Source organism: Halobacteriovorax sp. CON-3 (assembly GCF_043196995.1).
Classification (GTDB): domain Bacteria; phylum Bdellovibrionota; class Bacteriovoracia; order Bacteriovoracales; family Bacteriovoracaceae; genus Halobacteriovorax_A.
On sequence record NZ_JBEBNA010000002.1, the window covers coordinates 660502 to 684216 of the forward strand.

Annotated in this window: 22 protein-coding genes; 17 read left to right on the top strand and 5 right to left on the bottom strand. The window is 37.9% G+C overall.

The genetic code is table 11. From position 1 onward, the window contains the following. Window positions 1-103: 103 nt before the first annotated feature. The 7 genes from ABMA72_RS13920 (at window position 104) to ABMA72_RS13950 (ending at window position 6896) form a co-directional block, all read left to right on the top strand. On the top strand, window positions 104-1294 hold the full coding sequence (locus tag ABMA72_RS13920) for a hypothetical protein (protein WP_393057569.1): 1191 nt from the start codon (window positions 104-106) through the stop codon (window positions 1292-1294). Next, entirely contained in the window at window positions 1275-2471 is a 1197-nt protein-coding gene (locus ABMA72_RS13925; protein ID WP_393057571.1) for a hypothetical protein, read from the top strand. The genes ABMA72_RS13920 and ABMA72_RS13925 overlap by 20 nt, the downstream gene beginning before the upstream one ends. Before the next feature lie 81 nt (window positions 2472-2552). Further along, entirely contained in the window at window positions 2553-3065 is a 513-nt protein-coding gene (locus ABMA72_RS13930) for a hypothetical protein (RefSeq protein WP_392859395.1), read from the top strand. A 126-nt stretch (window positions 3066-3191) separates the two neighbouring features. Beyond that, the gene (locus ABMA72_RS13935; RefSeq protein ID WP_392859398.1) at window positions 3192-3662 is read left to right on the top strand and encodes a hypothetical protein; all 471 of its coding nucleotides are present in this window, start codon (window positions 3192-3194) and stop codon (window positions 3660-3662) included. A 46-nt stretch (window positions 3663-3708) separates the two neighbouring features. Continuing rightward, window positions 3709-4773: an AI-2E family transporter gene (locus ABMA72_RS13940; RefSeq protein ID WP_392859401.1), complete on the top strand. Its 1065-nt coding sequence runs from the start codon at window positions 3709-3711 to the stop codon at window positions 4771-4773. A 20-nt stretch (window positions 4774-4793) separates the two neighbouring features. Next, window positions 4794-6449 (top strand): Na/Pi cotransporter family protein, encoded by a 1656-nt coding sequence (locus ABMA72_RS13945; RefSeq protein WP_393057573.1) that lies wholly within the window; start codon window positions 4794-4796, stop codon window positions 6447-6449. 12 nt (window positions 6450-6461) lie between these two features. Further along, window positions 6462-6896, top strand: a complete 435-nt coding sequence (locus ABMA72_RS13950; RefSeq protein ID WP_393057575.1) for an OsmC family protein — start codon at window positions 6462-6464, stop codon at window positions 6894-6896. A 13-nt stretch (window positions 6897-6909) separates the two neighbouring features. Here the strand turns inward: ABMA72_RS13950 and ABMA72_RS13955 are convergent, their stop codons facing one another. Next, window positions 6910-7422, bottom strand: coding sequence for a DUF3365 domain-containing protein (locus ABMA72_RS13955; protein ID WP_392859409.1), 513 nt, complete (start codon window positions 7420-7422; stop codon window positions 6910-6912). Window positions 7423-7529: 107 nt separating this feature from the next. Here ABMA72_RS13955 and yghU point away from each other — a divergent pair, with 107 nt between their 5' ends. Further along, window positions 7530-8387: a glutathione-dependent disulfide-bond oxidoreductase gene (gene yghU, locus ABMA72_RS13960; RefSeq protein ID WP_392859412.1), complete on the top strand. Its 858-nt coding sequence runs from the start codon at window positions 7530-7532 to the stop codon at window positions 8385-8387. Here yghU and ABMA72_RS13965 read toward each other — a convergent pair. Continuing rightward, window positions 8384-9442 (bottom strand): hypothetical protein, encoded by a 1059-nt coding sequence (locus tag ABMA72_RS13965; RefSeq protein ID WP_393057577.1) that lies wholly within the window; start codon window positions 9440-9442, stop codon window positions 8384-8386. The genes yghU and ABMA72_RS13965 overlap by 4 nt on opposite strands. A gap of 209 nt (window positions 9443-9651) precedes the next feature. On the opposite strand from ABMA72_RS13965, the gene ABMA72_RS13970 reads away from it, so the two are divergent. Continuing rightward, complete coding sequence (locus ABMA72_RS13970; protein WP_392859417.1) at window positions 9652-12864, top strand: hypothetical protein; 3213 nt, start codon at window positions 9652-9654, stop codon at window positions 12862-12864. Window positions 12865-12880: 16 nt separating this feature from the next. On the opposite strand, the gene ABMA72_RS13975 is transcribed toward ABMA72_RS13970, so the two are convergent. Further along, a complete protein-coding gene (locus ABMA72_RS13975) occupies window positions 12881-13660 on the bottom strand; it encodes a hypothetical protein (RefSeq protein WP_392859420.1) in 780 nt (259 codons plus the stop codon). A gap of 190 nt (window positions 13661-13850) precedes the next feature. Here ABMA72_RS13975 and egtB point away from each other — a divergent pair, with 190 nt between their 5' ends. Together egtB and egtD are read left to right on the top strand one after the other, a co-directional pair. Continuing rightward, window positions 13851-15017, top strand: coding sequence for an ergothioneine biosynthesis protein EgtB (egtB, locus tag ABMA72_RS13980; RefSeq protein ID WP_393057579.1), 1167 nt, complete (start codon window positions 13851-13853; stop codon window positions 15015-15017). Further along, window positions 15017-16009: an L-histidine N(alpha)-methyltransferase gene (gene egtD, locus ABMA72_RS13985; RefSeq protein ID WP_392859426.1), complete on the top strand. Its 993-nt coding sequence runs from the start codon at window positions 15017-15019 to the stop codon at window positions 16007-16009. The genes egtB and egtD overlap by 1 nt, the downstream gene beginning before the upstream one ends. A gap of 7 nt (window positions 16010-16016) precedes the next feature. Here egtD and ABMA72_RS13990 read toward each other — a convergent pair whose 3' ends face one another. Further along, complete coding sequence (locus ABMA72_RS13990) at window positions 16017-16361, bottom strand: zinc ribbon domain-containing protein YjdM (RefSeq protein ID WP_392859428.1); 345 nt, start codon at window positions 16359-16361, stop codon at window positions 16017-16019. Between the two features lie 178 nt (window positions 16362-16539). Here ABMA72_RS13990 and rimK point away from each other — a divergent pair, with 178 nt between their 5' ends. The 6 genes from rimK to ABMA72_RS14020 all read left to right on the top strand — a co-directional run bounded on the left by rimK (window position 16540) and on the right by ABMA72_RS14020 (window position 23030). Continuing rightward, window positions 16540-17433, top strand: a complete 894-nt coding sequence (rimK, locus tag ABMA72_RS13995) for a 30S ribosomal protein S6--L-glutamate ligase (RefSeq protein WP_392859430.1) — start codon at window positions 16540-16542, stop codon at window positions 17431-17433. Then, complete coding sequence (locus ABMA72_RS14000; RefSeq protein ID WP_392859433.1) at window positions 17434-18459, top strand: succinylglutamate desuccinylase/aspartoacylase family protein; 1026 nt, start codon at window positions 17434-17436, stop codon at window positions 18457-18459. It abuts the gene before it with no gap. Between the two features lie 231 nt (window positions 18460-18690). Further along, window positions 18691-20199, top strand: a complete 1509-nt coding sequence (locus ABMA72_RS14005) for a methyl-accepting chemotaxis protein (protein WP_392859436.1) — start codon at window positions 18691-18693, stop codon at window positions 20197-20199. Window positions 20200-20214: 15 nt separating this feature from the next. Continuing rightward, complete coding sequence (locus ABMA72_RS14010; protein ID WP_392859439.1) at window positions 20215-21027, top strand: CheR family methyltransferase; 813 nt, start codon at window positions 20215-20217, stop codon at window positions 21025-21027. 3 nt (window positions 21028-21030) lie between these two features. After that, a complete protein-coding gene (locus tag ABMA72_RS14015) occupies window positions 21031-21528 on the top strand; it encodes a chemotaxis protein CheD (RefSeq protein WP_392859441.1) in 498 nt (165 codons plus the stop codon). Continuing rightward, window positions 21525-23030 carry a chemotaxis protein CheW gene (locus ABMA72_RS14020; protein WP_392859444.1) on the top strand — a complete coding sequence of 502 codons (1506 nt, stop codon included), beginning with the start codon at window positions 21525-21527 and terminating at the stop codon, window positions 23028-23030. Before ABMA72_RS14015 ends, ABMA72_RS14020 begins: the two co-directional genes overlap by 4 nt. Here ABMA72_RS14020 and ABMA72_RS14025 read toward each other — a convergent pair. Beyond that, a complete protein-coding gene (locus ABMA72_RS14025) occupies window positions 23027-23659 on the bottom strand; it encodes a TetR/AcrR family transcriptional regulator (RefSeq protein ID WP_393057581.1) in 633 nt (210 codons plus the stop codon). The genes ABMA72_RS14020 and ABMA72_RS14025 overlap by 4 nt on opposite strands. Window positions 23660-23715: the final 56 nt, after the last annotated feature.

Genomic DNA, 23715 nt, shown 5'->3' on the forward strand with positions numbered 1-23715 from the left:
ATTGTTGCCATCTTAACTCGTCAAAATAAATTTACAACTAAATAATTAGTGTATAAATTTCACCACTTATTTTCTTTGTTACCTGTTCAGGGTAGATAGACATATGAAAAATCATCTACTTATCTTTATTCTGTCATTGAATATGAGCTTTCAGGCATGTGGGTTAAATCTCGCGGGAGAAAGTGCGTACTTTGATAAGAAAGATATCGCAAAGGCCCAGGCAGAACTAAGTTCTCAAGAGCAAGCCTTACTAGATGAAGTTGAGCTTTCATCACGAACTTGTGAGTATGAGCTTTTAGAAGATTTAAATCAATTTGCGCAAGGTAAGTTGAAAGAAGCTCTCGTTTACTTACGAAGTAATTCTCGAATCGATGACACCCAATACCGCTTACTTTTAAGAACCTTAAGATCATTTGAAATCTCTAAATTAGAAAAACATCTTTCTCCTTTTAATCCTATTGTTAAAAACTTCAAGGCGCAGACTTTTGAAAACTTTCAAAGGGCACAGCAAAGAGGTCTTTGCTTCAATGCTATTGCTAAGAATTTATTTAAAGAACTAGGAGAAAAGAAACCAACGAAGTTTCTAAAGAAGGCCTATCATAAAAACTTAATTGATAAGCGTACCTATTGGATGCTCAAAAGACTAGTTCAAGAGGACTATCATCTTGAACCTCAGATATTAGCAGAGTACTTGAAAGAACAAAACTTTCTAACAAGGCAATTTCCAGAGCGCCTTAATATTCAAAAGACAAATTATATTTCAGGGCGACGTGATAAGAGTAAGGTGTCACGTAGAGAGGCCTTGCTTGCAAAGTACAATCAATTTCAAATTATTTATCTAAGTGGAATGACTCAGAGGCTACTTAATCGTCTTAATGCGGATGAAGTAATTATCAACGTTATGATTGATGATGAAAGTGTTGAGGAGATTATTCTGGATCCAATGGAGCAGTATCGTTTCGCCGCTAAAATGGTAAGAAAAGAGTTAGGTGATCTTCAGATGATGAATTTATTTGAAGGCACTAATGTTGGTTTTGAAGATCTTCTGGCCGCAGCATTTGAAACAGGCCTGGTCTCTGGTGGGGATTTGAGCACACTAGCATTAGTCGATGATGTTTGGAACCCAGAGCTTACAAAAACAGAAAAGAGAAAAAGATTTATTAGACGATATGGAACAATCTTTGTTGCAGCTATTCCAACAACATTTTACTTTGTAAAAGTTTTATCATTAGTTGGTATCGAGATGTTAACAGAGACAAAACAGGAGCCACAGCGTGATCATTCAATTTTCTAAGCTCCTTCTATTGTCACTTCTCGCATCGTCAATCATGGCAAGCTTTAAGGCCCAGGTTATCACTCGTGATGGTGATATGGACTTGGTTAAGAAAGAAGTAGTGCTTGACCTAACAAAAGCATCATTACTGGAAAACCAGAGTTTCAAAATTGTATATGGCAAATCAAATGAAGCGATAAATTTAGAGACTTTAAAAGATGAAGTTGAAAAGCTTAGAGCAGCAAGTGTTTTCTATCACCTGACAAAGGCAAAGAATTATTTCTTAAATGTTGTTAAGTCTTCATACGTAAAAGAGCTACCTCAACTTGTGGTACGTTTAAATATTACAAACCAATTTAATTCAATAGGGCATTTCGCACATGATAACTTATCTCCTGAGTATAATAACGCTCTTTCGATTCCGCCTGGTGAGGGAAGAGAAAAGTTTGGGATAAAGCCTTGGAATTATGAAATTTGGTTTCGTCCGGCCAAGGAGATTAATCTTCCTAAGGAAGGTTTAAAGAATGACTTTGAACAAACTGCCGCAATCTTTAGTGAGTTTAGAAACCAGTCACGTTTAGCAAGCTTTCAAAAATTTGTTAGTGACCTATTCTTACTTACAGGAGATGCCCTAAAAGACAGCGGGCTTAATATTCTGGGCTCAACGGCCATTATCGAGGCATCATTCTTTGCTATGAAAAAGCTCTACGGACTACTTCAGGGAAAGAAATTCTTTTTAGATACAAGCTTTATTCCCGAAGTTGTCTACCATGAGTTTGCCCATGTCGCTCTCAGTGATCATCTAGGACTTAGCCACTCTTCTCCCGTTAATGAAGGGATGGCCGACTTCTTTGCTGCCTCTATCGCAGATAGTGCAACGATTGCTGATAATGTAAAAGACTATGCAAAAAGAGTTCGTGAAAAGGATGCCTTTCGCGATGAAGTTTATAATGCTGGCTTTGAAACTAATGCTTATGCCAATATTGATTTTGTTCTTGGGGTTTTGTGGCAAGTTCGCGAGCTTGATAAAGACTCAAGTCATGGGCTGATTTATGATGTTCGCAAGAATATTACTAGTAGCTCAAATATTAGAGGAGATTTATTGAAGTCAATTCTTAAGGAGTGTCGTAGAAGTTGTAAGTCACCCTTGAGAGATCGCATAAATCTTCAAAACGCCTATCATGAGATGGGTTTGTAAAGGAAGTTAACTTTTATTAAATTGACAAAATATATTTAGATAGGGTAGTTACCCATATCTGTTACTAATAGGGAGATGTTCATGTTAAGAAAATTAGCTGCTATGGCACTTGTATGCTTTTCGTTCTCAGCTCTTGCAAATGTTGAAGCTAAAATCGCGCCAATTTTTGAAGAAGTTGAATTTAAATTATCTGTAGAGTGGGATCAAAAAGATCAAAATTTCTACAATGAAACTGTAAAATCATTTGAAAAACAACTAGGTGATCTAGCTCAAGAAGGTATCACGCCATCTGAGGTTTTAAATTACCTACAAGCAAATATCAAAGATAAGAAAGTTGCATCAGAGCTTTCTAACCTTGTTGGATCAATTGACGTAGAGAATATGACTCTTGAAGAATCAAAGTCACTAATTCAAGACTATGTTGATGGTATGAAGAACACAGGTGCTAACTACTCTGGTTACTATAGCTACGACTACGGTTTATACTTTGTTGTATTCGGTGGTGTTGCATTCTATTACTACTGGTATGCATTTCAGTACACTTACTACTATGACTGCTACCGTGATTACTGGGGTAATTACTACTGCTACTAAAATCAAATTAATAAAGGCCTCCTTTCGGAGGCTTTTTCATTTTTAAATTCTTCCAAACAAATAATCTCTAAGTAAAGTTGTCCAGTATATTGCCGATAATGCCCTAATCATTTTAAGGGCTCTCGTATGGTTTTAAATATAAGATCAAAGGTTGTTGGCTACGAAGTCGCAACCCCAAGTGGAAGTGATCGTGTTTTTAATTTTATCAAATTTGAAAATGGCGTAATAATAGAAAATGTTGTTACATCGGTTTCAATAGCTGAAAACTTCGATAAGGGTGAAGAAGTTGAATTGGCCTACTTTAAGGTAGGGAGGTTCTTCTATATTGCAATGGCAAAGATTGGAAAAGAGGTGCTGACTGCAACGACGACTAGAGCAATTATCTTTAGTATGATTGTAAACTTTATTCCTATTTTTCTATGCTTTGGAACGATTCTCTTTATTAGTACATTTTCAGCAATTGCTTATTTCCTAAATGACTTTGCAATGGCCATGTCCTATGGGGCAGTAATAGGAATTCTTCCTGGCGCATATTATCTGACAAAGTTTATAAAATTCTTTCTAGAGCTCAAGCAGTGTAAATCACTTATAAAGTAGGGCATTATAAATTGCTTATTAACCATTTCAAACATACAATATTTACATGCAAAATAAATTTAACGTAACGTACGTATTCTTCGGTTGTATCTTTCTTTTAGTCTGTTACCTTGTTTGGATGATGGCCAAGCAAATGATTGCTCCAATCATTTTTGGCTTTGTCTTAGCAGGTGTTTTTAATCCACTAAATAATCGCTTAATTGAGAAGTATAAACTTTCTGATAATTTAGCGGCCACAGTTACAAGCTGTATTATTATTCTACTGGTTCTTATTCCTCTCATCTTCTTATCAATCGCTCTTAGTAAGGAAGCCTTAAGTCTTTATCAAACAATAATGAAGGCAATGTCTCACCATGAGGTAAATGATTTCTTATTTGGAGATGGTCCCGTTGCTGTTCTTATCAAAAGTGTTTCCGATATCACAGGTGTTGATATTGATATGGAGCAAGTTAAGACAACAGTATTTGGAACTCTAAAAGGAATCTCTGGAACGGTTATTTCAAGTATTAACTCGATCGTTGGAAATATCATTACTTTTATTTTTGATCTTGCGATAATGATGATTGTGGTCTTTGGTATTTTTGTTGAAGGAAAAAGACTTAAAACATATATTTTCGATCTTTCACCACTACCATCTGATCAAGAACAAAAGATTCTCGATAAATTTAACCAAATGAATTACGTGACTCTTGTTTGTAATGGAGTTGGAGGGGTGATTCAAGGTGTGCTTGGAGGACTTGCACTTTGGGCCGCTGGTATTGAGTCTGTTGTGCTTTGGACAGTTCTGATGATATTCCTAGCATTTGTTCCACTCGTTGGGATTTCAATTGTAACAATTCCTGCAAGTCTTTATCTCGTTCTGACTGGTAGTCCAACTTCAGGAGTGGTGCTATTTATTTTTACAGCACTTGTTGGCCTGATTGTTGAAAATTGGTTTAAGCCAAAATTCATTGGAAATCGTATTCAAATTAACTCAACTTTTGTCTTGCTTGCAATTATTGGAGGGATGGGAGTATTTGGAATGGGAGGGATTTTCTATGGCCCAATTATTGGAATCCTCTTTTTGACAATTGTTGAAATTTATCATGATCAATATAACGTCGTATCATAGGCGAAAGGAAGTGAAGGGCAGTGGAAGTCTTTAAGCTCATTTATTCTGTTTTTGGAGGACTTGGAATTTTCTTCTATGGAATGAAGAATATGTCAGAGGCCTTACAATCTGTAGCCGGTGATGTTGTTAAAAATACAATTAACAAAATTACAACGAATCGCTTCTCTGCCATTGTCGTTGGAACTCTTGTCACTGTCTTTGTTCAAAGCTCATCTGTAACATCTGTTATGACGGTAGGCTTTGTTAATGCTGGCCTTATGAACTTAAGCCAAGCAATTGGTGTCATTCTAGGTGCAAATATTGGAACAACCGTAACTGGTTGGATTATTTCAATTAAGGTAGGGAAGTATGGGCTACTCTTTATTGGCCTAGGTATTTTTCCTCTCTTATTTGCTAAAACTAACCGCTATCGTCAAATTGGGCGTATCTTGTTTTCAGTCGGGATGATCTTCTTTGGCCTAAGTATTATGTCTAATGCATTTAAGCCTCTAAGAACGATGCCTGAATTCTTAAGTATGATTTCATACTTTTCTGAACAAAATTACGGCGCATATTTTGCGTGTATCATCGTTGGTTGTATTTTGACTGTCGTTATTCAATCTTCTTCGGCCATGCTAGGGATTACCATTGCTCTTGCTAGTTCTGGAGTGATTCAATTTCATACGGCAGCAGCACTCGTATTAGGTGAGAATATTGGAACAACGATTACGGCCCTTCTCGCTAGCGTTGGGGCAAATATAACGGCCAAGAGGGCCGCACGTGCTCACGCTATCTTCAATCTTCTGGGTGTCCTTATTATCTTCTTATTCTTTCCATTCTATGTTGAGTTTATCGATTATCTTGTTCCCGGAGCTGCCAACGCTGTGAACGCAGAAGGTGACTTTGTTAATGTTGCAGTTCATATTGCAACTGGACATACGATCTTCAATGTTGCGGCAACGATCATCTTTATTCCATTCCTTACTCAGCTAGCAAACTTTGTCACTAAGATCACACCTGCGACGGGAGAAAAAGAGCAGCATCATCTTGTGATGCTTGGAGATCCAAGTCAAATGGTGACAGCTGCAGCACTTGCTCAGGCACAGGCCGAAGTTAATAAAATGAAAGATATCGTTTCAAGACTTTACGCTCTTGCTGAAGAGATTTACATAAAACAAAATTTTAAGGATCAAGAACGAATTTCTCTAAAGGCCAAGGACTACGAGAGGATTACTGATAATATTCAAAAAGAAGTTACGATCTTCATTGTAAAGCTTATGGTTAATCCTTTGAGTGAAGATGAATCCCGTCGTGCTCAATCGATGATTAAAGAAGTAGATGAACTGGAGAGTATTGCGGACTATATTGAAAGGCTTATTGCTTACAGTGCTCGCGGTGATATCTCTAAGCTAATTCGTGATGAAGCAAAGAAAGATTTTGATGCCTTATTTGTTAATGTTAAGGCCTTCTATGATTCAGTATCAAATCAAATATCACTGGACCGAGTGGACTATAGTGTTGCAGAACGAAAGTCTAAGGAATTAAGAGATCAGGCCGAGCAAATAAGAAAGAAGCACTTAGATCGTGTTTCAAGTGGTGAGTATGATGCTTTGGGTGCGCTTACTTATTCAGATATGATTGTGGCCCTTAGAAAAATTAGAAGTCATACAGAAAATGCAGCTCAAGCACATGTTTAATTAGGAGTAGTTATGGGGACGTATACAACGATTACTAAAGGTAATTCTGAAAGTATTGAGTTAAGTCTTACGGCAGATAAGAAGCAAAGTATTACGATTACTCCTCCGCCTGAGTTTAATGGAGTCGAAACAGAATGGAGTCCTGAGGATCTCTTTAGTGCGAGTATTTCAAGTTGTTATATCTTAACATTCAAATCATTTGCTTCTTTTAAAAAACTTGATTTTAGAAATATTGAAGTCAAGGCAGATGCTCATCTCGAGAAAGTTGCCAAGGGCTATGAGTTCACTAAATGTGATATCCACGTTTTTCTGGAGATTTGTTGTGAGTCGGATGTTGATCCCTACTTGGATCTTCTCTACAAGGCCAAAGATAATTGTCTGGTAACAAAGTCGATGAAGTGTGAATTTACACTTCACCCTAAAATAAAGAACTTAGCAAAGAAGTAAACTTCTTATATTTCTACTTTTCTGTTTTAAAAGTTGCCCAAAAGTATCCTCGAATATCACCACTCTTATAGCCTGTGGCCTTATCACTTGGATAAAGCTGAGTGATTTTATTTTGTACTTCCGGTTTTAGGTTATCTCCATGACAGTTAAGACAAAGAGGCATTGTTTTGATAGGCATGATAATACCATTCTTATCAGAATCAATTCTTACAACAGAATATTTCTTCTTATTCTTTCCTGATTCATAACTCATGATTGCGTCATTCATCCAGCCCTTTACGGTATTATTTGGGTTACGATTCTTTAGACTCACGCGACCAACTTCAATACCATCTTCATGATACTTCTTAGTGATCGGTAGGGCCTTTGTGTTGCAAACTGACACAGCGTTAACGGGAGATACTTTCATTGCTGATTGTAGCTCTTTCTTTAGTGCCATTGCAGTCTTCTGTATTGCTTGAACGGCTTCTTTCTCTGAGGCAAATAAACTTGATGTAAATAGTAGGGCGATGATTATTTTTTTCATACAAATATCCTACCATAATCTCTATTTAGTAAGTTTGATCTTCGTCAAGTTTAGATTTTTTTTACCTCTAATGGTTGTTATACTTTATGCATTACAAGGAGAAAAATATGGATCAAAAATATACACCACCAAAAGTGTGGACATTTAAAGAAGGAAATGGGGGAGAGTTTGCAAACATTAATCGCCCAACAGCTGGGGCCCGCTTTGAAAAGAAACTCCCTCAAGGGGATCATCCATTTCAATTATATTCGTTAGGAACTCCAAATGGAGTTAAGGTTACGATTATGTTTGAAGAGCTTTTAGAGCTTGGAATTAAAGAAGCAGAGTATGATGCTTATTTAATTAATATTGGTGAAGCAGACCAATTTGGTTCAGATTTTGTTGCTATCAATCCAAACTCTAAGATACCTGCTTTACTTGATAAGAATAATGGTAATCCAATTCGTGTTTTTGAGTCGGCTTCAATTCTTGTCCACTTGGCAGAAAAATTTGGTCACTTCTTACCAAAGGACCCAGCTAAGAGAGCAGAAGTATTTAACTGGCTCTTTTGGCAAATGGGAAGCGCTCCATATTTAGGCGGAGGCTTTGGTCACTTCTATGCATATGCGCCGGAGAAATTTGAATACCCAATAGACCGCTTTGCGATGGAGACAAAGAGACAACTTGATGTACTCGATAAACAATTAGCAAGTCATAAGTATATAGCGGGAGATGAATATTCAATTGCAGATATGGCAATCTTTCCATGGTACGGAGCACTTGTAAAAGGCAAGCTCTATGATGCAGCAGAGTTCCTGTCAGTACATGAGTATAAGAATATAATCCGTTGGGCAGATGAATTAATTAAGAGGCCAGCTGTTTTAAGGGGGAGATTAGTGAATCGTGCTTGGGGAGATGAAGATCAACAAATCCTTGAGCGCCATAGTCAAAGTGACTTTGACGCTAAGGATATTACATATCGTTAAAACTTATAACCAAACCCAAGGCCTAGTCGATTTACTGTTAAGTCGGTTGGGCCATCCATAAAGTGCATTTTAAAGATGACGTGAGCAAAGATCTTCTTTGTGATATCACCCATGACATAGGCCATGGCCTTACCACCAGTAAACTCTTGCTTATCACTTGTATTTGCATAACCAATATCACGGTTTGAAAACACTGAGTGAGAGTAGCTAAACTTTGCTAAGAAGTTTCTACGATATAACTTAAAATTCTTTTGAATTCCTACAGTTAAGAAAAAGATTTGATTCTTATCAAATGTCACTTGGTCAGCATCTGTTAGGCCATCGAAGTTGAAAGTATTAAAACGTTCAAAATCAAGTCCACCATAGGCTTCAAGTCCATAATCAGCAAATTTATAAGTTCCATATAAGTTAAATCCAATCTCCGGATCTACGGAAACATTATCAAGGTACTTATTTGCTGAGGCCGTGTTAAGTTGAGAGTAGTAAAGACTTGCTTGGGCGCCATACTTTGTATTAATTTGATAATTTGTCGTTAGACCTAGAGAAACAGAAGAGTTTTGTTTAAACTCGACTGAGCCTGGTGCGCTTTTTTGGTTAAACTCACCAAGAGAAGTCATATAGAAAACAGAAAAGCTTAAAGGCTTCGTGTTCTTTGGTGCTTGAGCTACTTGCTCCTTTGCCTTAACAACGCCAAATAGGGCCTTTATTTGCTCATCAGATAAGTTTAGAATCTTCATAAATTTGTTAATATCGATAAGTTCAATCTCGACATAGAGTCTAAAGTTCTTCTTCTTTAAACTGGCCCAGTCCTTAATATGACCATTTTCACGTCTGGTCTTCTCGGCCATCGCATCTTCTTCAGTGTAGCTATAAGAATCAACTAAGATCTGTTCATAGATTGTTTCAAGGTTCTCACTATTTACGGACTGATATGAAAGTCTCAGGTATTGATGCTTAGAATTCCTCTTTGATTCCTCAAAGTTTATTGAATCTGCATGTAAATAATTAAATGATAAAAAGAAAAGGCAAGTTAGTTTTAATAAATTTTGTTTCATTGATTCTCTCTTATATTTATTAATTTGAGTTAAACCATTTTAATTGAAGATTAAACTCTGTCATATAGAGCTATTTCTGCAGTCAATAAAAAGATAACTGATGTAAATGATCGATTTTTATAAATTTTTTTTAACCATAGTAAAATTTTGTTTAAATAAGTGAAAAGTATTTACCGATATAAATTATGTTGTTTTATAAGGTGAGGGAAATGAAAAACATTCTATTATTGTCGGTTATATTTTTAATGACTAGTTGTTTGAAGGAATCTGAAGTTGAATTTAATTTCGGCTTTGATGTTGCGGCCTTGGAAGTTATCTTAAGTGATAGCAGTTCTGGATCAACAACTCATTCTAATATTAATAGCATTGATATTGCAAAAACTGGTGGTGATGATCTAACTCAGTACTGTATTAGTGAAACGCAAACAACACCTCCGGCAGATACGAGCGCTGGCTCATGTGGAGGAGGAAATTGGGTTACTGGCTTTCCTTCGTCATTTGCACTCTCTGGTGGAGATGGACTAAAGGTTGTATATATTTTTGGAGCCGATAGCTCTAATGCTATTTCATCTCAGACTGTAACAAAAAACATTACTCTCGATACAACAGATCCAACTGCTGTGTCGGCCCTTACTTTGGGAACAGTTCCTGCAAGCTTATCAACAACTCCTACCATTACATGGACAACGGACTCAACTGATAACCTAGCTCTTGCTGGCTACCAGGTAAGAGTCGTTAAGGACTCTGATTCCTCTATTGAGCAGGATTGGACTTCTTTTACAAAGGGAGACTCAGTAAGTGGTCTGTCTTTAGATGGAGCGGAAGATTATCGAATTGAAATTCGCGCCATCGATGTAGCGGGAAACACAAGTGTTGTCGTTTCGGATACGTATACAACTTTAAATGTAGCATCTAGTGCATTAACATTAGGCTCAACAGAGTTCTCTCTTTTATATCAACCAGGTGGAGCTGGACCAGGAGAGACGCAGTCGATTACTTTATCGAATTCTGGTGGTGTAACAACTGGTCTTTTACAAGCACCGCTTATCTATGGAAGTTCAGGAAATTTTCAAATGACAAATGATACTTGTACTGGAACCACTTTAAATCCTGGTGAAACTTGTACAATTGATATGACAATTAATGCATCAGCTGATGGGTATTATTTTGCAAATATCTATATCACAGATGGAACGGTAGTTTCTTCTGAGCACCGTGTGCAGGGGATGGCCACTGGCTATAGTGCTGGTAACCTCTATTACTTTGGTTCTTGGGATGTTGGTGCGCCTATTGATGTTTATGATCCACAAAAGTTTCAATCTCTTTATCCAAATGATCTGAATAAGGTCGTCGGGAATTTAACTTGGTCAAAAATAGTTGGTGGAGATCAACACTCTTGTGGAATTACAACTGAGTCAAAACTCTACTGCTGGGGTGAAGGTTGGTATGGTGAGATTGGTTATGGAGTTGATGAACCTAAGTATATTCCTCATATCGTTGATGGTGAGAAAACTTGGAAGGATGTCTCAACTGGTTATCGTCTAACATGCGGAATTGATGGCAGTGATGACCTCTACTGTTGGGGAGATAATAGTTATTATCGATTTGGTGATGGGACAGCAACTGATTCATTTGTTCCAAAGCTTGTTCCGGGAGGAATGAAGTGGAAGATGATTTCAGCTCGTAATTATCATGTTTGCGCTATTAACTCCCTTGATGACCTTTATTGTTGGGGAAGAAATAATTATGGTCAAATCGGAATGGGAGATAACACAACAGTTATTACGGCACCTGAGCATATAAGTTCAGGAACGAAGTGGAAAAATGTTGCTGTTGGTGAATATTCTACATGTGCAGTTACTGTCGCGGGAGTTGGATACTGTTGGGGAATGGGGTCTAACCATGTTTTAGGGGATGGGCTAAGTGCTGATACGTATTCTCCTAGTCCTGTCAGTGGTGGTCTAACATTTGATAAAATTGAAGTTCATTGGTTTCACGCTTGTGGGTTGACGACATCAAATAAGATCTGGTGTTGGGGTACTGATTGGAGTGGTGGAGGAAACTTAGGTGATGGGCTTGGAACGACTTCTAATGTCCCTGTACAAGTAACTGGTTCTCAAGACTGGGTTGATGTTTCGGTGAGGGGAAGACACTCATGTGGTATCGATAATTTAAATCAAATGTACTGTTGGGGTGAGGGTGAAGAAGGAGAGATCGGAGACGGTGATATTCAAGATCGCCTGACACCAACTCTTGTTATTGGTGGCCATAATTGGGCATCCGCTTCAGCTTCTGACTATTTAAGTTGTGGTGTTACAACAGGTGGTGATGGATATTGCTGGGGACAATATTGGAACTGGGGACAGGCCGGAACAGGAATGGGGAATGCTGGGCTTTTTATGCCTAAGAAAGTTCCTTTGGCAAAAACTTGGAAGTCTATGGCAGCCGGGTATATGCTTCATTGTGGTATTGATGATTCCGACGATGCTTATTGTATGGGACGAGACCAATATGGTGAACTTGGAAATGGAGCCGCTGATACGGCCAACTATTCACACCCATCAACAATCGTTACAGGTGGTCACAAATGGGCATCTCTTAGTGCTAATTATGACTCTGTTTGTGGGGTAACAACTTCTAATGTTGGTTACTGTTGGGGACGAAATAACTACGGGCAAATAGGAAGTGGTGATACAACAGCGTCCTTTCATGACCCAAATTTAATTGTAGGTGGTCATAGTTGGAGTAAAATTTCTGTTGGTTATTATCACGTTTGTGGAATTCGTACTGATGGTGCTGCTTATTGTTGGGGAACGAATCGTTACGGTGGGATAGGGAATGGAGTGGCCACTGGAAACACGACAACCCTTACGACAACACCAACAGCAGTTAACGGTGGACTTACCTTTACTGATATCGGAACAGGTGATCATTTCGCTTGTGGGTTAGCAACGGATAATAAAGTTTACTGCTGGGGATATGATAACCGAGGGCAGTTAGGAAATGATGCATCTTTTACAAGCTCTTCCGTACCTGTTGAAGTTGTTGGTGGAGCAGTTTGGACATCATTATCTGTTGGAGAATCTCACTCTTGTGCACTTCAGGCCAGTGGTGATGGTTATTGTTGGGGAAGCGGGAATAACGGAGCTCTTGGACAGGGAGATTATTCAAATAGAGCTGAGCCGGCAATCATAGCAGGACGTTCATGGAACAAGCTTGTTTCTGGGATGTGGCACACTTGTGGAATCGAAAATGTCACAGGTTATATGTATTGCTTTGGTTATGGTGAAGGTGGTGAGATTGGAAATTATCCTGATACTTTCTGGGGCTCAACTGAAACACCGCTACTATATGATCGAGGAATTAAATTCTCAGAGATCTTCTTAGGAGGGTCAGCGACATTTGGAATCGCCGCCCCTTAAAAGATAAAGTGATTAATTAGAATTGATAGTTAAATTCGATTCTGTGGTCACCGTCAGCAATGTCTACTAGGTTACTCCAATTCGCAAAGTAGCGAAGATTAAAGCGTGGAGTAAACTGGTAGCTTGCTACGAATTCGTGAAGAAGAATATTATCCTTTCCACCGTATGCTGATGACTCGTAGAGATCAGAACCTGCTAGGGCCGCTGCCCAGATTGGGTTGTAGTTAAGCCAGATCTTTTCTGTAATTGTAAATTTTCCGTAGAAACCAACTACACTATTAACACCAATAATAGAGAAGCCACTATCAATAGAGCTATCATCTTCAACAGTATTTTTTCCAAACTCAACGCCAGCGCCAATTAGAGGATAGAGATTAACAATCCAAAATTTTGGTAGCGCTTGTAGAATCGAATAAGAAGCATTACCTGTTCTTTCCGCAAGAAATGATTCTTTGAGGCTATAGTTGATATCAAGTTGAGAGCCTCTACCTGACTTTATATTTGCGCTAAAATTTCTAAAGCGAAAACTATCAAGTCGATTTGTCTTCTTTGATGAACCATCCCATCCAAGATCTTCTCCAAAGAAGCCCTTGAATTCGATAACATTCATGGCCGCAACGTCTTTGATTCCCGTATCGTAAGATATACCAATCTTTGCGTTTAGCCCTTTGTTGGTTGCCCCAAGACCGGCCTGAGTATAAACCGCCAGAGGATCTGACATATCTTGAACTTCCTTTGCTGCTACAGTTGAGCTTAAAAGAAGCGTAGTAATCACTAATAATAAAAGACGTTTCATATTTTCCCCTTTTCTTTTCTAAATAATAAGTATTATCCCTGAGATACAAAAGCATGCCAAATTATTCTTTAAGAAATTTTAATATTCTTAAGTTTTTATCCCAGAGCGCAAAAGGTAATTTTTTTGTAGAACTAAATTTTATAAGTATTTTGGAGTCATTATCGAAGCATTTAGCGATAAATTATTAGATATGATTGAGCGAAAGTCTCTATGCGTCGAAAAGTATCGACTCGTAAGAGAGGCCAGTCTAAAGATCTGCGTAGGTCTTAAGATTGAAGACTTTACGGTGCAATCAGCTCCCGAAGTGAGCCCTCCGAAGTGGCATCTCGCTCATACGACTTGGTTCTTTGAAGAGTTCATTCTTGCCAAGTACTCACCAGGATATGAGAAGTTTAATGATGAATATGGTTTGTTATTTAACTCATACTACAAGTCAGTAGGGACCCATTGGAAGCAAGAAAAGAGAGGCCTTTTATCTAGGCCCACTGTTCAAGAAGTTCTGAGTTATCGCAATCACGTGGATACTGCAATGTTGACCTTGTTGGAGACAACAATGGAGCCTGAAAGAATTGAGTTTCTCTTAGAAGTAGGACTCAATCACGAGCAACAGCACCAGGAATTACTCTTAATGGATATTAAACATATCCTAAGCTCATCTCCACTGACTCCTGTTTACTCTGAAAAGAGAGTGGAAGCTTTCTCGGCCGGATCATTAAAGTGGAGACACTTTAAAGAGGGAGTTTATGAACTAGGTAATAGTGACAGTGGCTTTGCTTACGATAATGAGAGGCCATGTCATAAAAAATATATAAACTCCTTTGCCATTCGAGAGAGCTATATTTCAAATGGTGAGTACTTAGAGTTTATTAATTCCGGAGGATACCAGAGCTTTCAGTATTGGCTGAGTGACGGTTGGGACTGGATTAATGAAGAAAAAATTTGCTCTCCACTTTATTGGCGACTAATCGAAGGAGAGTGGTACGAATTCACTCTACATGGTTTAGTGCCTCTAGATATGTATGCACCTGTAACTCATGTCAGCTTATATGAGGCCCAGGCATTTGCGAAATGGTCTGGGCAGCGCTTGCCAACAGAGTTCGAATTAGAACTGGCCCTTGGGGATAAGAAATTACCTCTTTGGTGTTGGACTTCATCACATTACTCACCATACCCATCCTATGAATCATATATGGGGGCCTTGGGAGAATATAATAGTAAATTTATGTGTAATCAGTTTGTTCTGCGTGGAGGCTGCTTTGCGACTCCTGATGAACATTACCGAAATACATACCGAAACTTCTACCGTGCTCATCAGAGGTGGATGTTTTCGGGGATTAGAGTTGCAAAGGATATATAATGGAAGTGTCAGTACTTAGAGAAGTTAGTGAAGAACAAAACTCAGAATTTTTAGAAGAGTTTGCAATTGATGTTTTAACGGGCCTATCAAAACCCGAAAAAAGATTATCGACGAAGTATTTCTATGATGATCGTGGAAGTGATTTATTTCAAAAGATCACACAGCACCACGACTACTATTTAACTCGCACAGAGTTTAATATCCTAAAAGAGTCGAGTGCAAAAATAGCGAATTTAATCAGTGAAGATGAAATTGATATCATCGAACTTGGCGCTGGTGATGGCCATAAGAGTGAGCTAGTCATCGATGGCTTCTTAGGGCAAGGAAAGAAAGTTAATTACTTTCCAATTGATATTTCTGCCCAGGCCCTTAAGCAGATGGAAGAGCATATCACGCACAAATCTGACCTAACGATACATGGAATTGTTGCAGACTACTTGCAGGGGCTTAAGTTCTTAAAGGAAAAGTCAAAGAGGAGAAAGCTTGTTCTCTTTCTTGGATCAAATATTGGAAATTTTGATCGCACTCAAAGTGAGAATTTCCTTAGACAGCTATGGAAGTATTTAAATAGTGATGATTATCTTTTAATTGGCTTTGACCTGAAAAAAGATGTGGAAAAGCTAAGTGCTGCTTATAATGATTCAAGTGGCTACACTCGTGACTTTAATCTCAACTTACTGGATCGAATAAACCGAGAACTTGGTGGTAACTTCGATAAAAAGAAGTTTCAGCATATTGGTGTCTTTAACCCAAAGTTGGGAGCGATGGAGAGTTACTTACTTCCTAAGGAGAAGCAGGAGGTGTATATCAAGGAGCTAGAGCATAGTTTTGAGTTTGAAGCCTATGAGCCACTTCATCTCGAATATTCATTCAAGTACACGAAAGAGGATATAGAACGAACGTGTCAGCACACGGGCTTCAAATTAAAGGATCACTTTACTGATAAAGATCAGCTATTTATCGATTCTCTTTGGCAGGTTGTAAAGAACTAGACTTGGCCTAGGCTTTCTTTACTACTGAACACTTAAGATACATCGAGCCATGGCCGTCAACTTTACAGGCGATATCGTGACCATTAACTGGTTCTTCTAGTAGGCGAATATTCTTAACTTTTGTTCCAGACTTGATCGTACCTTTTCCGGCCTTCAGATCTTTGACAACTGTTACAGAGTCGCCGTTTTGTAACTGGGCACCATTTACATCGACGAATTGTGGAGTGCTATCTTCTTCAGAGCTAGCATCTAGGCTCCACTCGTTGAAGCATTCTGGGCAAATCCATAATTGGCCATCGTTATAGGCGTAAGGTGAACTACATTTTGGGCATGTTTGATTTTCTTCTGTCATTCGATAAGGTTAAACCTAAGAAGCCTCATTGTAAATATGACAACTCTTTCACAAGAAAAAAGATACTAAAAAATAATTAAAAATTTATGAATTATATTGACTTTTATAGTCATTGTTCAGGAATTCTGGATTATATTATAGGTGTGCAAAATTAGTTTTTTATTTTTACGGAGTGCAAATGAATATTTTGATTTTATCTTCTAATAAACATCTTTACTCGACAAAGAGGCTAGTAGAAGAAGCAAAGCTTAGAGGTCATCATGTAGAAGTTATTCGTCCTGATAAATGCTATATGGACGTGGCCACAGGTTCTCCTATGGTTTACTACCGCAAGAGAAAGTTAGACAAGGTTGATATTGTCATACCAAGAATTGGAGCAAGTGTTAGTGCCTATGGAATGGCCATTGTTCGTCAATTCGAAATGATGGGAGTTTACTGCTTAAACTCATCCAATGCTATTGGACGCTCAAGAGATAAGCTACGCTCTCTTCAAATCTTATCACAAAAACATCTCCCTCTTCCTAAGACGGGGATGGCAAATAATACTCAGCAAACAGAGAGTCTAATTAAACTCGTTGGTGGTGCACCGATGGTTGTAAAGCTTATTGAAGGATCTCAAGGGAAAGGGGTTATCCTGGCCGAGACTAAGAAAGCGGCAGAGAGCTTAATTGATGCCTTTAGAATTCTTAAGGCAAACTTTCTTGTTCAAGAATTTATCAAGGATGCAAATGGCGCTGATATTCGCTGCTTTGTTGTTGGTGGTAAGGTTATTGGAACAATGATGAGGCAAGCAAAAGAAGGTGAGTTCCGCTCTAATATTCACAGAGGTGGTGTTGGGACTCCTGTAAAGATCACGCCAGAAGAAAGAAAGGTTGCCATTGCAGCTGCAAAGGCGATGAAACTTAATATGGCCGGTGTTGATATTATTCGCTCAGGTAGTGGACCAAAGATCTTAGAAGTAAACTCTTCTCCTGGACTGGAAGGAATTGAAGGCTGCACAAATAAGAATATTGCTGTTGAGATCATTGACTACGTTGAAAAGAATTACACAAAAGTCATCAAGGATAACTAATTGACGGATCAATTATTTAAATTAAAAGTTGAAGAAGTTGAAATTGGCAGACCAATCGTTGAGTTTGTCAATTTCCCTTCTTTCTATGGGCTACAAAAAGTAAAGGCTCCCATTTATATCTATCGTGCAACGAAAGAGATTTCTCCCTGTGTTGTGGTAACAGCATGTATGCACGGAGATGAGATCAATGGATTAAGAGCGGCCCAACTTTTAATGAAAGGAAAGCTCAAGCTTCTTAAGGGAACACTGATTATTATCCCTGCGGTTAATATCTATGGCTTTCTTAATAAGCAGCGCTACCTTCCTGATCGCAAGGATTTAAACAGATGCTTTCCTGGAAAACCCAAGGGAAGCTTTGGTGCTCGCTTTGCAAATTTTATTTTCAAACAAATTACAAAATATGGTGATGTCTTTATCGACCTACACTCAGGTGGCCCGGGACGATTTAATATCCCGCAAATACGCTGTGACCTCGATACAGAAGGAATGCTTGATCTTGTCAATAATATCAGTATCCCACTTGTTGTTAATAGCACCCTAAGAGATGGCTCTTTAAGAGAGGCCATTAATGATCTCGGCCGCCCTTGTATCGTCTTTGAGGGGGGAGAGGGCCTTAGAATAGATGAGACGATTGCTAAGTATGGAGTTAACCTCGTAAAAAGTATCCTTAGCCACTACGGCATGATTAAAAGTAAAAAGAGCTTTAAAGAAGAAAAATTCATCATTCGAAAAACGAAGTGGATGAGGGCGGCAAAAGGCGGACTCCTAATAAATAAGGCCCATCATGGAAAGATTGTTAAAGAGGGTGAGGTTGTAGGAGAGCTTAGGCAACTTACTGGTGAACTCATTAGTCGTATTACAATGGAACATGATGGTGTGATCCTAGGAATCAGTAAGTCTTCAGTCGTTATGGCCGGAGATGCTCTTTATAATATTGGCTTCCTCTGTGAAGATACTCATGAGGATATTGATGATCTTCAAGAAGGCGAAGGTGAGCTATCGGATTACTTCGATTTCGAAGTTTAAAAATATAAATTGTTCATTTTTTATTCCCGGTAAAAAAACAAAAATGAGTAAGTGAAATGCTCAGGTATTAATTTCTTGCTTATTTCTATAACCATCAGTTCTAAGTTGTTGATATTACAGCCGCTTTCTAAATAACTAACGTTACGTTAAAACTGAGTAGTTTAAAAAATATGGAGTCATATAATTTCTTTATTACAAATTATTTTCTCAATGAGGATGTAGGAGATTTATATGACCATGGCAAAATTAAACCAAGAGCTTGACTGTCGAAATGTATTTGAGGGAAGTGGAGCAATCTACGATATGTTGGATAAGTTACCATTTAACGTAATGTACTGTGGGACTGATTTAGTTATTAAGTATATTAACCCAAAGAGTTTTGAAAGTTTAAGAGCTATTGAGTCACTTCTACCTATTCCTGTCACAGAGATTATCGGTTCTAAAATTGATGTCTTTCATGAGAATCCAATTCATCAGCAAAAGATTTTAGCTAATCCAAAGAATCTACCAATTAAGACGGAGATTAAAATTGGAGACGAAACACTCGAATTAAATGTCGTTGCTGTTATGGAAGGTAATGACTACATTGGGGCCATGGTTACTTGGGATATTATCACAGATAAGCTCGTCGCAGATAATCGCAATGCTCAATACGCTTCGATGCTTGATAATATGCCAATCAATGTAATGCTATCTGATCGTGACTTCAATATTACTTATATAAATCCAAAGTCGAGACAAACTCTAACGTCAATTGAAAACCTATTGCCAATAAAGGTTTCAGAAATTGTTGGAAGTAGTATTGATATTTTTCATAAGAACCCTGCTCATCAAAGAAGAATGCTATCTGATCCTTCTAATCTTCCACATGAAACAAATATTCATGTAGGGGATGAAATTCTAAATTTATTAGTAAGTCCAGTGATGGACCAAAATAATGTCTATCAAGGTGCAATGGTTACTTGGGATGTTATCACTGAGCAGGAAAGAATTAAGACGGCCATTAATGAGCTGGCCACTGAGATGAGAGATAGTACTGAAGATATTTCAACAAAGTCATCTCACGTTGCAGAAGGTGCCGTTTCGTTAGGAGCAACAACTGAAGAAATGAATGCTTCTGTTGAAGAGTTAACAGCATCAATTAACTCAATTGCACAAAATGCTAAGTCGGCAAATGAAATCGCAGAGCAAACTTCTTCGGAAGCGCAAGAAGGAGCAAAGTCGATCAATGAGGCCGTTGAGGCAATGGATGTTATCACAAAATCATCAGAAGAAATTAGTGAGATCGTTGAAGTGATTCGTGAGATTGCTGGTCAAACAAATCTTCTGGCGTTCAATGCCGCTATTGAGGCAGCAAGAGCAGGAGAGCATGGTGCAGGATTCTCAGTTGTTGCAGACGAAGTTAGAAAACTTGCTGAGCGCTCTTCACAAGCAACGAAGGAAATCTCTAAGTTAATTAATGATTCGGTTAAAAAGATTTCAGAAGGAAGTCAGATTTCAAAAATGGCCGGTGAGGCCTTCACTAAAATTGTTGAAGGTGTTAATAATACAAATCATTCAATTGCAGAAATCTCAAGTGCTACTCAAGAACAATTACTTGCAGCTAAAGAGGTTAGTGAGGCAGTTCAGCAGGTGGCTTCTGAAACAGAAAACTCTGCGGCCGCTTCTGAGTCGATTGCAATGGCAACTCGTAGTCTTGCTGAAGGCGCTAAGAAACTTAGTGACCTAATTGAAGACTAAGGCCAGGTGTCGGAAATGATTTACCTTATGGAGCTTAATAGTAATCAACTTGAGAAGATCATTAGTCTTGTTCATGTACATACAGGCATTACTATTGCTCCATCTAAAAAAAGCATGTTACAAGGCAGAATTCGTCAGCGATTGAAAGCATTGGAGTTAGAGAGCTATGATGATTATATTAATTATTTGCAAACTGATAGCAATGAGAAGCAAGAATTCATCAATATTATAACAACCAATGAAACAACTTTCTTTCGAACACAGAAGGTTTGGAATTTCTTTCAAGATGAGTTTTTACTTAATTGGAAAAGTAGCGCACCTATAAAAATTTGGTCGGCCGCTTCTTCTACTGGAGAAGAGGCCTATTCGATTGCAATGTCTTGTGAAGAGCACAAGAAGAATAACGGCATACTGAGGTATGAAATCATAGGAACAGATATTTCCACAAAGGTTTTAACTTATGCTCAAGATGCCAAGTATAGTGGACGCAATATAAATAATTTTAAAGAGCGTTTTACAAGTCTATACCAAGCATATTTTAAACCAGTAGGAGAGGAAGCTGAAATCCTGCCCGAGGTAAGAAAGAATGTAAGCTTTATGGCCCATAATCTTTTTTCACTTCCAAAGAGTAATATCTCAAATTTTGATATTGTGTTTCTGCGAAATGTTTTAATTTATTTTAAACAAGATGATCAAATGAGAGTGATTAGTAATATTTCGAGGGCAATGAAGTCTGGGGCAATCTTAATCCTTGGAGAGTCTGAGAGCTTAAATGGCCTGTCCAATGATTTTGAGTATGTGAGTCCTCAAATCTATAAGAAGAAGTAGGGTATGAATAGTAGAGACCGCGAGTATATTCATGTGCGAATTGGTGAAATAAAGTTCGGCAAAAAAGGCGCTGTTCTTCAGGCTACACTTGGCTCTTGCTTAGGGATCGCTATTATCGACAGAGTAAATAAACGCTGTGGTCTTGCTCATTGCTTTCTTCCAGCAGGGGAAGGAAAGTCCCCCGAAGCTCAGCCCGGAAAATATGTGGTGGATGCTATTCCATATCTCTTAACAAAGCTTAATCTAGAGTCTCGCTTGCAAGATGATTTTGAAATTTATCTCGCTGGTGGCGGCAATATGATGGCGCAGTTAAAACAACGAAATGTTGACCATATTGGAAAACTGAATAAGGCGAAGGCCTTAGAGATTTTACAAGAAAAGAAATTAACAATACGTAAGATTTTAGATGGTGAAGAATTAGCAACTAAAATTATTATTGATTGTGACACTTTAGAAATAAAGATGATTCGCATTAATGATAAATCGGAACAAAAAAAATGAATGAATTAAAAGAAGTTGAAGTTTTAAAAACTAATTCTAATATTTACGCTTCATTTTCATTGAGTGGAAATGAATTCGTACTTGATATTAATTCGGTTCAAGAGGTAGTGAATTACCCTAACTCTCTCTTTTCAATGCCTCTTGCTCCGAATTACCTTGATGGAATCTTTAACTTGAGGGGAATGATTATTCCAATCTTATGTTTATCAAAGCTTCTGAATCTTAGTGAGGATGAAGAGGTTAATAAATCTTCCTCTAAAGTTGCAATTGTAAATGTTGATGGCATTAGCATTGGCGTTTCATTTGATTCTACAGGCGAGATTTTAAGAGTTGAAGATTCTGAAGTTAGTCTATTTGATATAAGTGATAGTGAAGATAGTGCTCAGGTTGTAAAAGGAGCGATTAAAAGAGATGAGGGAAGAAAAATATATCAAATTCTAGAACCTTCTCTAATTATAAAAATAAGAAATCTTGCTAGGCTTGGAAGTTACGACTCTTTTAGGCAAGGGGTAGATAGTCGCTTAAAAATTCAAAGTCAGCATAAGAAGTGTATCTCTTTTCAAGTTAGTGGAACTCCGTTGGCGATGGAAATTACATCAATCAATGAAATTATAAATATGCAAAATATTGAGCATTCTGCATTTGCTTCAAAACTTTGCTTAGGGCTTGTTAATTTAAGGGGAACTACGATTCCTGTTTTAAGCTTTTCTCGTATCTTAGGACTTCAGACAGAAAGTAATCAACTCAAGGATCAGAAGATTCTTATTATTAAGATTGATAATGAATTCTTCGGACTAGTCGTGGACTCTCTCAATGCAATCACATTCTACGATGATGATGGCGTTATGCCAGTTCCTGTCTTTTCCTCAAAGAGGTCTAGTATGTTCCTTGGAGGAATTGAAACGAGTGACAATGGGATGACATTTTTGATTGATCATAAAGAGATTTTAAATAATGGGGAAATTAAAGAGATCACAAGAAGTCATGCTGAAATTTATCAGGCATCACATGAAGAAGAGGCCAAGAATAAAGTCGAAATGAGACTCGAATCATTTGTGACGTTTGATTTTGGTTATCACTTTGGATTGGCCGTTGGTGAGGTACGAGAAATTATAGAACGTCCTAACGATATCCTTAAAACACCTGGAGCACCTTCTCATGTCATTGGTGTCTATAACTTACGTGATCAATTAATAACGATCATTGATGCTCGTCGTATGTATGGCATAAAAGAAGAGGCAGAAGAAAAACCAAGCACGGTCAAGAAGGTTATTATTCTTGAGGCCGATGAAAGGGGAGAGAATTACGCTCTCTTAGTTGATGATATTGATAGTATCGTTAAAATCGATATGCTAAATAAGATGAAAATGCCTAGTATTCTTTCTAAGATATCAGGCCAGCTAGACCAGGACGTTTCCGAAATTATTCGAGATACGAATGGCGATGGGGTTGTGATCTTGAATCACGCTGCAATCATCAGGCGAATTGAAACATCAATTTAGTCGTGTCTATCAATCAGGTGAGAGTTTTTGATATATGAGCTAATCAATATATCAAGCTCTCTATCAAGCTCAAAACTTCCAAACTTCTCAGGGCAGAATTCTAAGTAGTAGCGGATTACCCCACGTAGTGAACTCACGATAATATCAATGGGAAGTTCAGATTTGATTTCAGAGCTTTGATAGAAGTGGTCTTCAATCAAAGTCTGGGTTGCTCGATTGACGTAAACGAACTTTTTTTCAACAGATGGGTGTCTCTTGTAAAAAATGATCAACCTTCTAAGCTCAATATTTCTGCGGTAATTATCTAAGACAACTTTTAAGAATTTGTGAAACTCTTCTTCAATAGTCTCTCTTTTGGACTCATCATTAAAGAAGTTCCCATAGGTAATAAGGTCTTCATCAAGTTGATTATTGATTAATTCAATAAGAATCTCATCTTTATTCTTAAAGTGATTATATACACTACCTATACTGACACCAGCAACGCGGGCAATCTTATTTGTCGTTAGCTTGCTTGCTGGGTTTTGTTGCAAAAATAAGTCCGTGGCCTTAAGTATACACTTGTGGGTTACCACAGTACGAACCTGCTCGTTCTTATGTGTTAAATCTTTTTTCTCTTCCGTATTCATCGGAGATTATTTTACTAAATATTTATCCGCTAATCCATAAAAAATACAAAATAAAA

Coding starts and splice junctions, on each gene's coding strand:
- ABMA72_RS13920 (WP_393057569.1), top strand. CDS start 104: ATGAAAAATCATCTACTTATCTTTATTCTGTCATTGAATATGAGCTTT.
- ABMA72_RS13930 (WP_392859395.1), top strand. CDS start 2,553: ATGTTAAGAAAATTAGCTGCTATGGCACTTGTATGCTTTTCGTTCTCA.
- ABMA72_RS13935 (WP_392859398.1), top strand. CDS start 3,192: ATGGTTTTAAATATAAGATCAAAGGTTGTTGGCTACGAAGTCGCAACC.
- ABMA72_RS13940 (WP_392859401.1), top strand. CDS start 3,709: ATGCAAAATAAATTTAACGTAACGTACGTATTCTTCGGTTGTATCTTT.
- ABMA72_RS13950 (WP_393057575.1), top strand. CDS start 6,462: ATGGGGACGTATACAACGATTACTAAAGGTAATTCTGAAAGTATTGAG.
- ABMA72_RS13955 (WP_392859409.1), bottom strand. CDS start 7,422: ATGAAAAAAATAATCATCGCCCTACTATTTACATCAAGTTTATTTGCC.
- yghU (WP_392859412.1), top strand. CDS start 7,530: ATGGATCAAAAATATACACCACCAAAAGTGTGGACATTTAAAGAAGGA.
- ABMA72_RS13965 (WP_393057577.1), bottom strand. CDS start 9,442: ATGAAACAAAATTTATTAAAACTAACTTGCCTTTTCTTTTTATCATTT.
- ABMA72_RS13970 (WP_392859417.1), top strand. CDS start 9,652: ATGAAAAACATTCTATTATTGTCGGTTATATTTTTAATGACTAGTTGT.
- ABMA72_RS13975 (WP_392859420.1), bottom strand. CDS start 13,660: ATGAAACGTCTTTTATTATTAGTGATTACTACGCTTCTTTTAAGCTCA.
- egtB (WP_393057579.1), top strand. CDS start 13,851: ATGATTGAGCGAAAGTCTCTATGCGTCGAAAAGTATCGACTCGTAAGA.
- egtD (WP_392859426.1), top strand. CDS start 15,017: ATGGAAGTGTCAGTACTTAGAGAAGTTAGTGAAGAACAAAACTCAGAA.
- ABMA72_RS13990 (WP_392859428.1), bottom strand. CDS start 16,361: ATGACAGAAGAAAATCAAACATGCCCAAAATGTAGTTCACCTTACGCC.
- rimK (WP_392859430.1), top strand. CDS start 16,540: ATGAATATTTTGATTTTATCTTCTAATAAACATCTTTACTCGACAAAG.
- ABMA72_RS14005 (WP_392859436.1), top strand. CDS start 18,691: ATGACCATGGCAAAATTAAACCAAGAGCTTGACTGTCGAAATGTATTT.
- ABMA72_RS14010 (WP_392859439.1), top strand. CDS start 20,215: ATGATTTACCTTATGGAGCTTAATAGTAATCAACTTGAGAAGATCATT.
- ABMA72_RS14015 (WP_392859441.1), top strand. CDS start 21,031: ATGAATAGTAGAGACCGCGAGTATATTCATGTGCGAATTGGTGAAATA.
- ABMA72_RS14020 (WP_392859444.1), top strand. CDS start 21,525: ATGAATGAATTAAAAGAAGTTGAAGTTTTAAAAACTAATTCTAATATT.
- ABMA72_RS14025 (WP_393057581.1), bottom strand. CDS start 23,659: ATGAATACGGAAGAGAAAAAAGATTTAACACATAAGAACGAGCAGGTT.